This is a genomic window from Lysinibacillus sp. FSL M8-0355, assembly GCF_038008985.1.
Lineage (GTDB): Bacteria > Bacillota > Bacilli > Bacillales_A > Planococcaceae > Lysinibacillus > Lysinibacillus fusiformis_D.
In genome coordinates, this window is the sequence record NZ_JBBPAI010000001.1 from 4,352,991 (window position 1) to 4,367,929 (window position 14,939).

Annotated in this window: 13 protein-coding genes; 4 read left to right on the plus strand and 9 right to left on the minus strand. The window is 37.0% G+C overall.

What is annotated here, in order from left to right:
- Positions 1-252: 252 nt before the first annotated feature.
- From MKY46_RS21255 to MKY46_RS21265, 3 genes are all read right to left on the minus strand, one after another.
- Positions 253-1,008 (minus strand): exodeoxyribonuclease III, encoded by a 756-nt coding sequence (locus MKY46_RS21255; protein ID WP_036119219.1) that lies wholly within the window; start codon positions 1,006-1,008, stop codon positions 253-255.
- Between the two features lie 52 nt (positions 1,009-1,060).
- Positions 1,061-1,975 carry a UDP-N-acetylmuramate dehydrogenase gene (gene murB, locus MKY46_RS21260; RefSeq protein ID WP_058844735.1) on the minus strand — a complete coding sequence of 305 codons (915 nt, stop codon included), beginning with the start codon at positions 1,973-1,975 and terminating at the stop codon, positions 1,061-1,063.
- A 223-nt stretch (positions 1,976-2,198) separates the two neighbouring features.
- Positions 2,199-2,504, minus strand: coding sequence for a winged helix-turn-helix transcriptional regulator (locus tag MKY46_RS21265; protein WP_036119224.1), 306 nt, complete (start codon positions 2,502-2,504; stop codon positions 2,199-2,201).
- Between the two features lie 907 nt (positions 2,505-3,411).
- Here MKY46_RS21265 and MKY46_RS21270 point away from each other — a divergent pair.
- A complete protein-coding gene (locus tag MKY46_RS21270; protein WP_340835330.1) occupies positions 3,412-3,939 on the plus strand; it encodes a YceI family protein in 528 nt (175 codons plus the stop codon).
- A 36-nt stretch (positions 3,940-3,975) separates the two neighbouring features.
- Positions 3,976-4,347, plus strand: coding sequence for a DUF2500 domain-containing protein (locus tag MKY46_RS21275; protein WP_058844737.1), 372 nt, complete (start codon positions 3,976-3,978; stop codon positions 4,345-4,347).
- Between the two features lie 25 nt (positions 4,348-4,372).
- Here the strand turns inward: MKY46_RS21275 and MKY46_RS21280 are convergent, their stop codons facing one another.
- The 3 genes from MKY46_RS21280 to MKY46_RS21290 form a co-directional block, all read right to left on the minus strand.
- A complete protein-coding gene (locus MKY46_RS21280) occupies positions 4,373-6,733 on the minus strand; it encodes a bifunctional 2',3'-cyclic-nucleotide 2'-phosphodiesterase/3'-nucleotidase (protein WP_340809571.1) in 2,361 nt (786 codons plus the stop codon).
- A 304-nt stretch (positions 6,734-7,037) separates the two neighbouring features.
- Complete coding sequence (locus MKY46_RS21285) at positions 7,038-7,664, minus strand: FMN-dependent NADH-azoreductase (protein ID WP_036119245.1); 627 nt, start codon at positions 7,662-7,664, stop codon at positions 7,038-7,040.
- Positions 7,665-7,848: 184 nt separating this feature from the next.
- A complete protein-coding gene (locus tag MKY46_RS21290; protein ID WP_036119248.1) occupies positions 7,849-8,556 on the minus strand; it encodes a DsbA family oxidoreductase in 708 nt (235 codons plus the stop codon).
- Positions 8,557-8,679: 123 nt separating this feature from the next.
- On the opposite strand from MKY46_RS21290, the gene MKY46_RS21295 reads away from it, so the two are divergent.
- Positions 8,680-10,059, plus strand: a complete 1,380-nt coding sequence (locus tag MKY46_RS21295) for an FAD-dependent oxidoreductase (protein ID WP_340835333.1) — start codon at positions 8,680-8,682, stop codon at positions 10,057-10,059.
- A 133-nt stretch (positions 10,060-10,192) separates the two neighbouring features.
- Here the strand turns inward: MKY46_RS21295 and MKY46_RS21300 are convergent, their stop codons facing one another.
- Entirely contained in the window at positions 10,193-11,119 is a 927-nt protein-coding gene (locus MKY46_RS21300; protein ID WP_340835335.1) for a manganese-dependent inorganic pyrophosphatase, read from the minus strand.
- A gap of 457 nt (positions 11,120-11,576) precedes the next feature.
- Between MKY46_RS21300 and MKY46_RS21305 the strand changes: the two genes are divergently transcribed.
- Positions 11,577-12,380: a GNAT family N-acetyltransferase gene (locus MKY46_RS21305; protein ID WP_036128353.1), complete on the plus strand. Its 804-nt coding sequence runs from the start codon at positions 11,577-11,579 to the stop codon at positions 12,378-12,380.
- 112 nt (positions 12,381-12,492) lie between these two features.
- Here MKY46_RS21305 and MKY46_RS21310 read toward each other — a convergent pair whose 3' ends face one another.
- Positions 12,493-13,359, minus strand: coding sequence for a MurR/RpiR family transcriptional regulator (locus MKY46_RS21310; RefSeq protein WP_340835338.1), 867 nt, complete (start codon positions 13,357-13,359; stop codon positions 12,493-12,495).
- 305 nt (positions 13,360-13,664) lie between these two features.
- Positions 13,665-14,894 (minus strand): MFS transporter, encoded by a 1,230-nt coding sequence (locus MKY46_RS21315; RefSeq protein WP_051891771.1) that lies wholly within the window; start codon positions 14,892-14,894, stop codon positions 13,665-13,667.
- Between the last annotated feature and the right edge of the window lie 45 nt (positions 14,895-14,939).

Below are 14,939 nucleotides of genomic sequence, written 5' to 3' on the forward strand. Positions count from 1 at the left end.
GAAGGCTACTGAACCGTTTTGAAAAATCATATTTTCCTATAGAGGAAGATATGACTCTATGTGAGAAGGTTATCTTGTGTTGGTTTCATAGATTTTGGCTTACGGTCTCCTATTTTATGAGCACTTCGATGCTACCCTTTAGTGGTTCCCTCAACGCTTTGCTTTCACTTTTGAGCGAAGCAACCCCTATTAATTTTCTAGAACAACCATAAAAAAATCGTATTTTCTCCATGAAAATACGATTTCTTAGCACTAGACATGTAATTGTAATTCAATTGGGCAGTGATCGCTGCCCATAATGTGTGGGTGGATTGTTGCAATATCAATTTGATTCTTTAATAGATCAGAAACAACAAAGTAATCAATACGCCAACCAATATTGCGTTCACGTACTTTATTCATATAGGACCACCATGTGTAATGGTCAGTTTCATCAGGATGCTTATAGCGAAAAGAATCTACAAAACCACTTGCTAATAACTCTGAGAATTTCGCTCGCTCTTCATATGTAAATCCTGAATTTCCTATATTAGACTTTGCATTTTTCAAATCAATTTCAGTGTGTGCAACATTTAGGTCACCACAATAGACTACAGGCTTCTTACTATTCAGTTTTTGTAGATAGCTTGCTAAACGGTCCTCCCAATCTAAGCGGAGAGGTAATCTGGCTAAATCGCGCTGTGCATTCGGAGTATAGACATTCACTAAATAGAAGTTTTCATATTCTAATGTAATAATTCTACCTTCATCCTGAGTGTCTTCCTCCCCCACTCCATACTTAACAGACAACGGGGTATGCTTAGTGAATATAGCGGTTCCTGAATACCCTTTCTTCTGTGCATAATTCCAATACTGCTCATATCCTTCAAGAGCAAGCTCTACTTGTCCAGCCTGACATTTTGTTTCTTGGATACAAAAGAAATCTGCTTCCATTTGATGAAAGAATTCTAAAAAGCCTTTACCTAAGCATGCTCGTATTCCATTAACATTCCATGATATAAATTTCATTTCATCCTCACTCCTAAAAAAACGCCCTTCGACTTAAACGAAGGGCGTGATATTATAGATCGTCACCAACAATTTTAACTTCTGTCTCTAATTCAACACCAAATTTTTCCTTAACAACGCGTTGGACCATTCGGATTGTTTCAATATAGTCAGTAGCAGTGGCATTACCTTTATTGACAATAAAACCTGCATGCTTGGTAGAGACTTCTGCATCACCTACACCTTGGCCTTGCAAGCCACTATCTTGAATAAGTTTACCTGCAAAATGACCTGGTGGGCGTTTGAAGACACTTCCAGCAGATGGGTATTCTAAAGGCTGCTTTGATTCGCGTTGGAACGTTAAATCAGCAATCTTCGCATCAATTTCTTTTTGCACCCCTACCGCCAATTGAAATTCAGAGGATAACACATAATAGCCTTTTTTGGCAATTATGCTTTGTCGATAGCCGAGCTCAAGCTCTTCTTTGGATAATATTAAAATGTTTCCTTCTCTCGTTAACACCTTAGATGAAACAATAATATCCTTAATCTCACCGCCATAAGCACCTGCATTCATAGCCATTGCTCCGCCAATTGATCCAGGAATACCACAAGCAAATTCGAAACCAGTTAAAGAGGCTTGCGCTGATAGCTTCGATACATCTTTGATTAGTGCACCACTTTGTGCGTAAACATGCTCACCATTAATACGAATCTCATCCAGACTTGAGAATGTTACAACGATTCCTCTATGACCGCCATCACGAACAACCATATTTGAGCCGTTGCCTAACATTAATAAAGGAATATTATTTATATATGCATAGCGAATAACTGATGCTGCCTCTTCTTCTGTTTCAGGAAGAACAAAAACATCTGCTTTGCCACCTAATTTTGTCATTGTATATTGCTGTAAAGATTCATCTAACTTAATATTGGCAGGATTAATATTTTTTGCTAAATCCTTCGCCCATTGTTCTTTTGTCATGAGAGCTAATTCCTTTCTAACGTCCTTCTTACTCTACACCAGTATGGATTTAGAACCCCAATTTGACAAGTAAAATGAAGGGTATTTTTATCTCATATTATATGACAGGTAAGACCTGTGCAGAGATGATGAATATTATAAAGAAAATTGACAGTCATTCCAAGTGTCGTTTTTGGCACGATATTAAAACCAGTTTATTTACTAGTAGAACAATCTGTTCATGTTAGAGCCAACTACTTGCCCATGTTTCTATATTGCGGATAGCGCCTTCTAATGCTCGACCTTTATCTGTTAAAGAATACTCTACGCGTACAGGAACTTCGGAATATACTTTGCGTTCAACAAGCCCTTCTTTCTCAAGTTCCTTTAAGCGTTCTGATAATAAGCGCCCACTGACAGGTAAGGCAGACTCGATTTCATTAAAACGCTGTGGTCCATCTAGTAATTGATATAATATTAACCCCGTCCATCGTTTTCCGATTAAATCCATTGCTTTTGCTAAACGAGGACATAAAGTTGTCTCATTCATAATTTTTCACCTCTATGTAACTATTGTAACGATTAATGTAGTAAATGTAAATTTGAAGTAACTTATTTACATAAAATAATCAATTAACTTTTTTATATTAAATTACTAAAAGTAACTTCAATCTCATTTTTTTCAATTTATAGAGGGAATTTTTTAGATCACCTGCTAACAATAAAATGCCCATCTTTATAAGAATATGACTACGATGTTCACAGATTACACTTTTATAAAAGTGTCATAGTGTTGAAAAACAAAACGATCTATAGATTTTTTGTGAAAGGTGAAAATGGATTTCCGTTGCAGGCTACTTGCTTTCCTGTGGGCGAGCGCCGAGCCGCTTCCTCCGCTACCGCTCCGTGCAGGGGCTCGCCAGTCTCGCTATCCCACGGGAGTCAAGTAGCCTTCCACTCCAATCCATAAAAATGTTTCTTTTTAGTAAAGGCAAATAAAGTGAAAGTATTCACTACTCTTTCTGGAGAGGGGTTGTCACTCAGCACTTCTTCACGTTGAAAATAAGGAGCTATCCTTTCTCTCATCGTACAAATAAGGAGCTATTTTGATTGTTACGGCTCGTATGAAAGAGAAGGAAAAGGCACTTTTGCCAAATGGTTGATTGGAGTGGAGCCAGCGTCACTCCTAGGGGATTTAGCGTCACAGCTGAGACCCTGGAGCGAACGGAAGTGAGTGAAGCGGCTCAGCGGACGCCCCCTGGAAAGGACGCTGGCGGAACGGAAATCAACCCCTCGCCTTGCCAAAAAGTCTTTTTTTGCTATTGACATGATCTTATTTCAACAACATGACACTTTTATAAAAGTGTCTACATTTCCACATTTATGAAAAACTCATTGAATAAGCAAATTATTTACTTTATCATTCGTTGTAGAATGCTGTTTTAGGGGGTTTTCAAATGAAAAAATACACTATTGATTTCAGTCATTCAACAATTGGCTTTTCTGTGCGACATATGATGATTTCCCGTATTCACGGAACATTCGAAGCGTACAATGCTGAGATAGTTGCAGCAGATATTGAACAAATGCAGAAGGCAAACATTTCATTTACTATTGCCGTGGCTAGTGTCTCTACCAAAAATCATGATCGTGATGTCCATCTCGTTTCTCCCGATTTTTTTGATGCAGACGTCTATCCAAAAATCATATTTACTTCTACATACATTGATCAACTTCATGAAAGAAAATTTGCAATTCATGGGGATTTAACTATCAAAAACATAACAAGGCCCATTGTATTTACAACAGTATATACAGGAAAAGGTGTCAATCCATGGGCACAAGAAGTATTTGGCTTTCAAGCAAAGACACAAATTGATCGTCGCGATTTTAATCTAGTCTATAATACGTTTCTAGAAACAGGCGGCGTTTTAATCAGTGATGAAATAGATATTCTTGTTGATCTAGAGTTAAATCTTCTGTAAGAATCACCTCAACACCAAAGGAAAGGAGTAATTTAGATGCCCTGGTTTGACGATCAATTTTTATTTGGTTCCGTTTTTATAACAATTATCTTTTTCATTGTTTTCGGCAGCATTGCCTTCATAGTTGTGAAAGGCATTATCAGCTGGTCTAAAAACAACAGTTCTCCCATTTTAACGGTACCCGCTAAGGTTGTGACAAAACGTACAAATATACGTGGAGGCTCTAATAATACTGGAGCATCTACGTCCTATTATGTAACGTTTGAAGAACTAAACGGAGAGCGTCATGAACTAAAAATGAATGGGCACGACTATGGACTGCTAGTAGACGGGGATTTCGGCATTTTAACTTATCAGGGCACACGGTACCATTCATTTAACAGACATAAAAAGGAGAGTAGCGATTAAATCGTACTCTCCTTTTCATAAACCGTTATTTAATTAAATATTTAGCGAATCCAGCTTCTGTTTCTGCTAAATATTCGATGCTACTACCTGCAGGAATGAACTTTTGTGCATCTTTTGCAGATAGGTAAATAACCTTTGTATTAGCTGGGAACGGCACAAATGACCAGTTATTATCCGCAGCAGGATTAATTGTTTTATTCGCCATAATATAATCAACTACAGCTTGGCGATTTTCATACGCATAGTTAGTAATATTAGAGCCATCAGCATTTTTAAATGTTGCCCCATATGATCCACCAACACGATAATTGTTTGTAATAATGATGAATTCTTGTTTTAGATCGATTGGCTTACCATTATATTGTACATTTTTAATACGGTTTGCCTTCTCATCAACAAGGATACCACGGCGATCATATTTTGCTGGTGATGATACATCAATTTGATACGTTAAGCCATCCAACACGTCAAAATTATAAGAACGTGCTTCTGAATCGATAATATTTTGCTCTTCTGTTTTATTCGAATCAATTGTTGCAAAAATACCCGCAGCCATTTCTAACCATTCAATTGCTTGAGCACCTGTCACTTTAATAGTAGCAACAGTATTATCATAATGATAGATGTCCGCCATATTTTTAATGGCAAGTGGTCCCACAGGAATGTTTGTGTAATCTAGTGGGTTATTTCGAGAGCCTGCTTTGAAAGGTGCTCCAGCAGAAAGAAGAGGTGTCTTTTCATCAGCAGTACCTTTTAACTCCTGTTCAATAAACCATTTTTGTGCTTGTGTTACGATTTGAATAGAAGGATCATCTTGTACCATTGAGAAATAGCTATGGATTGGTGCAGTTGTTTCTCCAACAGGCTGACGGATATATGTTAATGTACCTTCATGTGCTTCTTTAATAGCCTTTAGCACTGTTGCAGATGGTTTTAAGCCTTCTTGCTTAATTGATTGCAATGAACCTTTACCGTCTACCACTACCCACTCTGATCCTTGTTGTTCCAATTTTAAATCAATGACACCAAGGTGACTACCATAGCTACCCGCCATAACAGTCGGTACACCGTGAATCGTACCCTTTTCTTGATCTACATCTTTCAAGTCCTTATAGTCACCAGGGAATGTTAAATGAGAATGCCCTGTAATTAAAGCATCGATGCCTTCAATTTCTGCTAGTTGGTAACCAACATTTTCAGCACCCTTCACATAAGTGTCCCCACCAATACCTGAATGCGAAAGAACAACAATTACATCTGCACCAGCTTTCTGCATGTCTGGTACTACCTCTTTTACTGCTTCAACAGGCTCCTGCATTTCCACTTTACCTGCTAAATGAATGGCATCCCATTCAACAATCTTTGTTGGAACGATTCCCGTTACACCAACTTTTAGTGTATGCTTTTTACCTGAGCTATCGACCACTTCTTTATCAAGAATGACATACGGTGTATACATACGCTTTTTCGTTTTTGCATCGTAAGTATTAGCATTTACGACTGGATATTTAGCATCGTTTAATACTTCATCTAAAAAGTCTAGGCCATAGTTGAATTCATGGTTTCCTAAAGTTCCACCATCATATTTTAATGCATTAAGTGCTGCGATAGCTGGATGCACTTCCCCTGGCTTTAATACACTTTCTAACGCTTTATAAGAGCCAAGTGGTGTACCTTGAATTAAATCCCCATTATCGAATAACAATGTATTTGGATTTTTAGCGCGCGCTTGTTCAATTAATGTAGCCGTATTAGCTAAACCAACCTCCGTTGAGGGAGCATCTAAATAGTAATTATAATTAGCTAAATTTGTATGGATATCTGTTGTCCCTAAAATCTGAAGGTCTACTGATACTCCAGCTGAAGGTGCTTTATATTCTGCTACAAAGCGCTCCACAATACTTTCCATTTGCTCCTTCGTCACATAATCACGAGGGCGAATGGTATTATCCTCAAATGCTTGCAAAATGTTTGCAGCAACTGCGTTAGCTAAATCTTGTTTATATGCCTCTGCAATTTGGTCTGCATCTTTAAATTGCTCTAAAATAGAAAGGGAAGCGTTTTCACTAACTAGTCCACGAGCAGATATAACAAATGCTTGTTGACGTGTTAGTTTATCGTTTGGTCCAAATGTAGTTGCTGTTTTACCTTTAATAAGTTTTAATTCCACAGCCTTTTCTACATAAGGTGCTAAATCCTTAGAGACATCGGTAAAGGCAAGAGAAGAACCATCACCTATCTCTACATCTAAGCTCTTTACTAGTTCTTTTACATAATCTGCACGTGTTACATCATTGGAAGCAGCATCTGCAGAAAATCCAAATGGTATAAACGCGAATAGAACGAGTAACATTGCCAAGAAATTAGTTATTAATTTCTTATTCATACAACAACCTCCTTAATAATCTAGTATTTTCCTACAAATCCTATTATATTAAACTAATTCTATTTTTTACTGAATAAATAGTCCTGATTATATGTATTTTTAAAAGAATGGTTAATTACTTTTCTCCAAAATCATAGATTACTATCATTTTAATTCTTGCGTCGCAAACAGGATGTTAGTAAATGTAAATTCTAAATAATTAATTAATATCAATATATCCGACCTCCATACCACACCATACATCTGTTCACAAAATAAAAAAAATCCTCCCGAATTTGAGAGGACTTTTATTAAAAAATATTTTTTATGCATTCACAGTTTGAAGTGATTGAGCTACTTTTTTCACTTCTTCTAGGCCATTTGCAATAATTTCTTGTGCTTTATCAGGTGAAGCATTGTGACCTTCAATAATAACTTCTTCGATAATTTCCATACCGAATACGCCACCTGCTACATTTTTAATGTAATTTACTGACATTTCCATTGGTTGTGCTTCTGGTGATGAGTAGTAGCCACCACGAGCATTTAAAATGATTGCTTTTTTGTCAGTCATTAAGCTAATTAATTGACCATTTTCACCATACTTGAATGTAAATCCAGCTTGGTATACATAGTCGATAAATGTTTGTAAAGGTGCTGGAATTGTTAGGTTCCAAAGTGGGAATGCAAATACAACGATATCAGCTGCAGTTAATGCGTCCATTGCTTTTTGTTTTGCAGCTAAAAGACGTGATTCGATGTCTGTTAGCTCACCGCCATTTTGAACTTTACCAAATGCATTGAAAAGGTCTTGTCCAAAATAAGGCATATCTTCAGCAAATACGTCAAAAGTTGTAACGTTGAGGCCTTGTACATTTTCCATGAATGTATCATACATTTTTGTTGAAATACCGTCTGGACGGTTGTTAGCTTTTACTACTAAAACGTTCATTATATAAATTCTCCCTTAAACATCATAATCTAATATCTCGAATTCAAGATATATATTAATCTTAAAAAATTTCACCTAAAATGTCAACGTTACTTTCCTCAGACTTTTGACTGAAATATTATGTTAAGATTCTTTCATTCATCTAACAAGAGGGGGTATAAAGCTTTACTCCCCTCTGTGTAAACTACAATTTACAGTTATCATCTGTACATACACCCTCATCATCAGAGCCAGCCATCTTTAACTTTGGTTGCAAACCCTCTTCCTCAGCAACTTTACGTAGTGTATCTTCAAATACCTCCTGTGGCTGAGCACCTGAAATACCATATTTACGATTTAAGACAAAAAATGGTACCCCACGAACACCAAGTTGTAGACCTTCTTGAATATCTACTTCTACTTCGTTTTTATAATCGTCACTTGCAAGAACCTTTGCAACCGCTTCACGCTGTAGCCCTACTTGCTCAGCTATCTCTAATAAAATGTCTTCTTGGCCAATACGCTTTCCTTCAATAAAATGGCTGTGTAAAAGTAATTCCACAAGTGCTGTAACATCTCCCTGTTGTTCAGCCCATTTCACAAGTCGGTGTGCTTTTAGCGTATTTTCTTCCATCAAATTGCTAAAGTCGTAGTTTAAGCCCACTTCTTTTGCACGTGCCGTTACGCCCAATGTCATTTCCTTAGCCTTTTCTAAAGACATTCCATATTTCTTGGCTAATGATTCATATACAGTACTAGTCGATTCTACTGGTGTAGTTGGATCTAATTGATAGCTTTTATAAACAAACTCCACTTGCCCTCCAAAGCCAGTATCTTCAATCGCTTTCTCTAATTGCTTTTTACCAATATAACAAAATGGACATACATAGTCAGACCAAATTTCAATTTTCATTACACTCACTCCTTTTGCTTCATTGTAGCGATAGAACAAATCACAAGGCAATATTTATGCTTCACTGCATAAATTTTCAAGCCCTTCTACATACTGAACATAAAAACAATGTGAGGTTTCAATATGACACAATCTCTGTGGCTCGCATCAACCGAGTCAGTCTCGCTAGCTTCTCTTACTTCCTCAACAACTTGTGATGTATGTATTATCGGTGGGGGCTTAACAGGTTTGTATACAGCCTATACTTTAGCAAAAGCAGGTGTGGATGTAGTTCTACTTGAGGCGAATACCCATTTTGGTCACGGAACGACAGGGCATTCCACAGGAAAATTAACAGCACAGCATAGTATTGTCTATGCGAATCTGTTAGAAAAACTATCTATAGAAGAGGCGCAGCTTTATTATCAGCTCAACCAACAAGCCATCGAGAAAGCTAGGCAATTACTTCCGACACACAGTGTTCGATCAGTGGACTCACTGTTGTACTGTCAAACAAAAGAAGGCTATGCACAATTATTAAAAGAATGGAATGCCTATAAGGTTTTAAATATTAAATCTAAAATTACCTCTGAGACAGAGCTACCGTTTCCTATCACAAAAGCATTATGTATGTCACAGCAAGCTCAAATAAATCCTTTAGAGGTGAGTAATTTCCTTGTCAAAGAGGCACAGGCAATGGGGGCAAGACTTTACAGCAATACTCGTGTTCAGCAATTAAACATATCACAAAATAACTTACATACCGAAAAAAATATGTCGGTTCAATACAATAAGCTTATTTTGTGTTCGCATTATCCCATTGAGGCGTTTAAAGGACTCAAACTTTTTAAACTGTCCAATAGTCGCTCTTATATGATTGCTAGTAAGATTTCCGAAACGATGCAGGGGCAATATCTATCCGTTGATTTCCCTTCCCGTTCGATTCGGACTGCCACGGTAGACAAGGAACATTATTTAGTAATGGGTGGAGCGAATCATATAGCTGGCGAAACCGTTCATACGGAGCCGTATTATGAAGCGATTTCCAATGAAATGAAGGAACACTTTGAACAACAGCCACTTTATCGATGGTCAGCTCAAGATATTGAAACACCTGACATTGTTCCTTACGTTGGAAGAATTACAAACTCCTTACCTAATGTACTGATTGCTACTGGCTACCGTAAATGGGGGATTTCCAATTCCTTTGTCGCTGGTGACATCTTGTCCACCCTGATTACAGGCGCACAGAGTGAGGATGGTGCCATTGCCCTTTATTCACCGTCACGTACAAAATTCGGCGCGCAATTCATGCAGATGCTTAAAGTAGGGGGCTTTGTTGCAAAGGAATATATAGCTGGTTATATGAAGAACGCCAAAGCACCGACTTGCACCCATTTAGGCTGTAAAACGAAATGGAATGAAGCAGATGAGACATGGGATTGTCCTTGCCACGGTTCACGCTTTAACGCTAAGGGTGAGGTACTTGAAGGCCCAGCAGTACAACCATTAAAACTCGATTAATATGAAAGCTGGATAATTTTCGAATGAACTAAGCAATTTAAACAGAAACCCCGAACTATTACGAAACATTAATGAACATTTCGTAGTTCGGGGTTTTCTTTGGCTAAAATTCTTTTGTCCCAGCCTCTGCCTATTATTTTAGTGCTTCCGTTAATACTGGTACAATTTGTTTTTTACGAGAAACAACACCTGGTAGTACAACACGGTTGTTAATGAGTTCCGCACCGAATCCTTTTGCTGCCGCTTCTGCTACTTGTCCAATTGCAACAGCAGTTGAATCATTATTTAAAATGTCTGTCACAACGAAGAAGAATAAATCTAAGCCGTTTTCTGCAACGTTTTTATTTAATAGGATTTCTAGTTCTTCTTGACGATTAAGTACATCATTAATATCAACTGCATTAACTTGAGCTACAACTGATTTGTACTCACCAAATTGGAATTCTTTCGCATCTAATGATAAAAGGTCTTCTAGTGATTTATCAGATAGGTCAGCCCCTGCTTTTAGCATAGCTAATCCATAATCTGCAACGTCCACACCTGCAATTTTTGCTAGCTCTTCACCAGCTTTTACGTCTTGCTCTGTACAAGTTGGTGATTTAAAAAGTAATGTATCAGAAACAATTGCTGATAACATTAAGCCAGCAATATTAGCTGGTATTGCTACACCATTTTCCTTGAAGATTTTGTTTAGAATTGTTGCTGTACAACCTACTGGCTCAGCACGATAGTATAGTGGATCTGCTGTTTGGAAGTTTGCAATACGGTGGTGGTCGATTACCTCTATAATTTGTACTTCCTCAATACCATCCGCTGATTGTTGGAATTCATTGTGGTCAACAAGAATTACCTTGTCCGCTTCCCCTACTACAGAAGAAATTAAACGAGGTGCTTCAAAACCAAATTTATCTAATGCAAACTGAGTTTCATTATTAATATCTCCAAGACGTACTGCCTCAGCTTCTTCACCAATTTGCTGTTTTAAATAGGCATATACAATAGCAGACGTGATTGTGTCTGTGTCTGGGTTTTTATGTCCAAAAACTAATACTTTACTCATTCAATCAATTCCTCCTAAAATAGCACTTACATTTGTATTTTATTTTATCATATCTTATAGCCTAATAAGTGATAAAGTGTAACTTTGAATCAACGAAGCCTCATCAAACTCACTCGAAAATTTGCTCCTAAAAGCATTTGCTGAATCCAGATAAAATCTTACCGCCTATCATTTATTATATAAAAGAATAATTAATCTTTAAATACATACTTTACAAATAAGATATATATTATAACTACCTTATGTTGCTATATAACTTTTATTGGGTCTACACACTCCTATAATACTCTCTATTTTTACCAACCTATTTTTAACATTTAATAGTAAAAATGCATCTTTTTAAAAAAATAATTAGTTTATATAGATATTTAGTTGGGTTTTCATATTTAAGTCATCGTAATTTTATGCTATCATCAGATAGTCTATATTTTTGGATATTCAGGAAATGGGGATTACGATGACAAAGAAGATGGAAAAAAAGTACATTCCTTTAGCAAACTATTTTGAAGTAGCTTTACAACAAGAGATCACTTTATCCTTTAGTGAATTAGAAAACATTATGGGACAAGTATTACCAAACGCCGCCTACTTAAATAAGAGCTGGTGGAAAAAAACTAAGCCCCCTCTCTCACACTATTTATCTTGGACCAATGCAGGTTATTATGTTATTGATGTTAAATTAGGGACAAGCGTAACTTTCTCACGTTCGCAAATGAAGCCAACTGAAAGCAGTACTTCTAACAATGAGGAAAGCCCATCTGCATACATAATTCGAGGGATTGAAGCATCCGATGCTAGATCATTCATTCATTTACAAGAGGAAATCTTTCAGCAAACTGACTTCATGTATAATGTTCAAAATGAAGTAGATCTAACGGTCCAACAACTTCGTAAAAATTTAGCCTATTGGAAACAGCTAAAAAACCGCACAATACTACTCTGTGTATTAAATGGCATTTTTGCAGGCTATGCAGTCATTCATGGGTATAAACAATCGAAAGCTAGACATGTTGCTTCTGTTCGCTTAGCAGTAAAGGAAGAACATCAACAAAAGGGCATTGGCTCTGCACTGATGAACGCTGTTGAAAATTGGTCTAAACAGCGAGACATTTCTCGTCTAGAGTTAACGGTGATGGAACATAATAATGTAGCGTTACACCTTTTTACAAAACTAGGGTTTCAACAAGAAGGCATCCGACAAAATGCCATTAAATTAAATGATACGTATGTGAATGAATATAGCTTAAGTAAAATTCTATAATTCATTTTTCCTAGATGTCTAAATCATATTTGGACATCTTTTTTTATAGTGAATTTCATAAAAACACGCATAGACCTGTGTATGAGTACACACCATCTATGCGTTGCCTACATTAAAAAACTTGCTTCTCTCTAGCAGCATCTAAGAATAACACATTACTTTCAACTTGCTCATAGGATTGCTGATATTTTTCATATTGTCCCTTATCTTGACTCATCATTTCCTCTAACAAGGCATGCAAAAAGGAAAATAAGACTGGTGCAATGTTTAGTGAAGAATGCTTTTTTGTGCCAAGAGCAAATAATGCACTGGCATATTCTCGGATAGGGGAAAATGCAGACCCTGTAATCGCAATAATCTTTACTTTCTTCATCTTGGCAATTTCAACAATCGTCTTCATATCCTTCATCTGTTTATCAAAGGATAGCACAATGAATGTCGTATGTTCGCCCATACTATTCATTTGATTAACGAGATCATCCGAGTCTAAGCGAAGCTGCTTAATATTAGAACGTAATGTTTTTAATGTGTTGGTTAACCAATTGGCGACATATGCATTGTGGCGAGTACCAAGAATATAGATATGATCTGCCTCATGCATCCATTTCGAGCTTTTTTGAATTTGCTGATCGTTAATCAATTGAATCGTTTCTTGAATATTTTGGCTATCTTGTTGCATGATCTTACCAAAGCTAGAATTAGTTAATTTTTTTACTGTATATGTAGGTTGTAGATTTACCCCTTCATTTTGAGACATCATATATTCTCTAATTTCCTCTTGCAATTCTACATATCCTGATAAATCCATGGCATAACAAAAACGAATTACTGTAGATTCACTTACATTCGCCAGCCTGCCAACCTCTGCTGCTCCATTAGCAATAACTGTAGTGGGATTATCCATCACAAATTGTGCTACTTTACGCTGCCCCTTTGACAGCCTTACAAACCTTTTCTTTATATCCTCATGAATACTCATTCCTAACAACCTTTCTTTCAATGACCTTATCACGAACGGGAGATTGTTTCCTACTGACTCAAAATTCGATTAAAAATACAGTATCACGATTACAATTTGAATACAATGACTTTTCTGAAAAATCTTTAACACATTAACCTGCTAATAGAACAATTTGATTTACCTTTTTATATTGATTTGTCATTTTAACAAATAAATTCGTAAAATTGAATAAAAATTAATAAATACTTATTTTTATGTATTTCACTAGCGAATATAAACAAAAAAGTCCTGGATTCATTACTCTGATCCAGAACTTTTTATTTTTATTCTAATTCAAGCTGCTTTGTTTCCCTTCCAAGGAAGATGACACCCACCACGCCTATAATGATAGCACCACAGAAAATGGCAAAGATAAAGCCTATATCATAGCCTGCCGTTAATAAAAAACCAACGAGCAATGGACCAAAAATACCTCCGATTCGCCCAACAGCTGCCGCCATGCCAGCACCTGTGCCGCGAATAATAGCTGGATATTGCTCAGGTGTATAGGCATATAATGCACCCCATGCCCCTAAGTTAAAGAAGGATAAAAACATCCCTGAAATTAACAATACGGCAAGTGTATCTGCATTCCCAAAAACAAAAGCACTTCCAGCAGTACCAATTAGATAGGAAACAAGGACAAATTTACGGCCGAACTTTTCTATAAACCAAGCTGCTGTAAAATAACCTGGCAATTGAGCTAATGTCATGATTAGAACATATTTAAAGCTTGTAATCATATCAAAGCCCTTTCCAACCATTACACTTGGCAGCCATAAAAACATGCCATAATAGGAGAATACAACTGTAAACCATAATAGCCACAGCATAAACGTAGAACGTGCGTACTTCTTCGACCAAACTTCTTTCATATTTTGGCCAATACTGCGTTTTTTGGATTCTTCCTTCACCGTAAATTGTGGTGAGTCTGGCAAATGCCAACGAAGATAAATAGCATAAAAGGCTGGAAGTGCTGTTAATATAAGGGCCACTCTCCATCCCCAAGTAGGGATAACGAAATATGAAATAAGTGCAGCAATTAACCATCCTGCCGCCCAAAAGCTTTCTAATAAGACAACTACACGCCCTCTTTCCTTGGCCGCTACACTTTCAGATACTAATGTTGAAGCTACAGGTAATTCTCCCCCTAGCCCCATACCTACTAAAAAGCGTAAAATTAAAAATGCAGTTAATGTAGTTGTAAAAGCGGATAGTCCACTTGCAATAGAAAATAGGACCAGAGTCCACATAAAAATTTGCTTTCGCCCTACTTTATCAGCAAAAACACCAAAGAAAAGTGCTCCTACAGCCATCCCGATTGAATTAACACTACCTATCCAGCCAGATTGACTTGGTGATAGTCCCCATTCAGCTGCCAATGCCGCAATGACGAAGGATAATATACCAACATCCATGGCATCGAAAAGCCAACCTACCCCCGCTACACCTAAAAGTTTATTTCTAGAAATGGATTGCTGAGGTTTATTTGTTACTACTGTATTTGTTGTCATCCCAACCACCTGTCTTTACACTTGACTTTACATCACAAGATTACT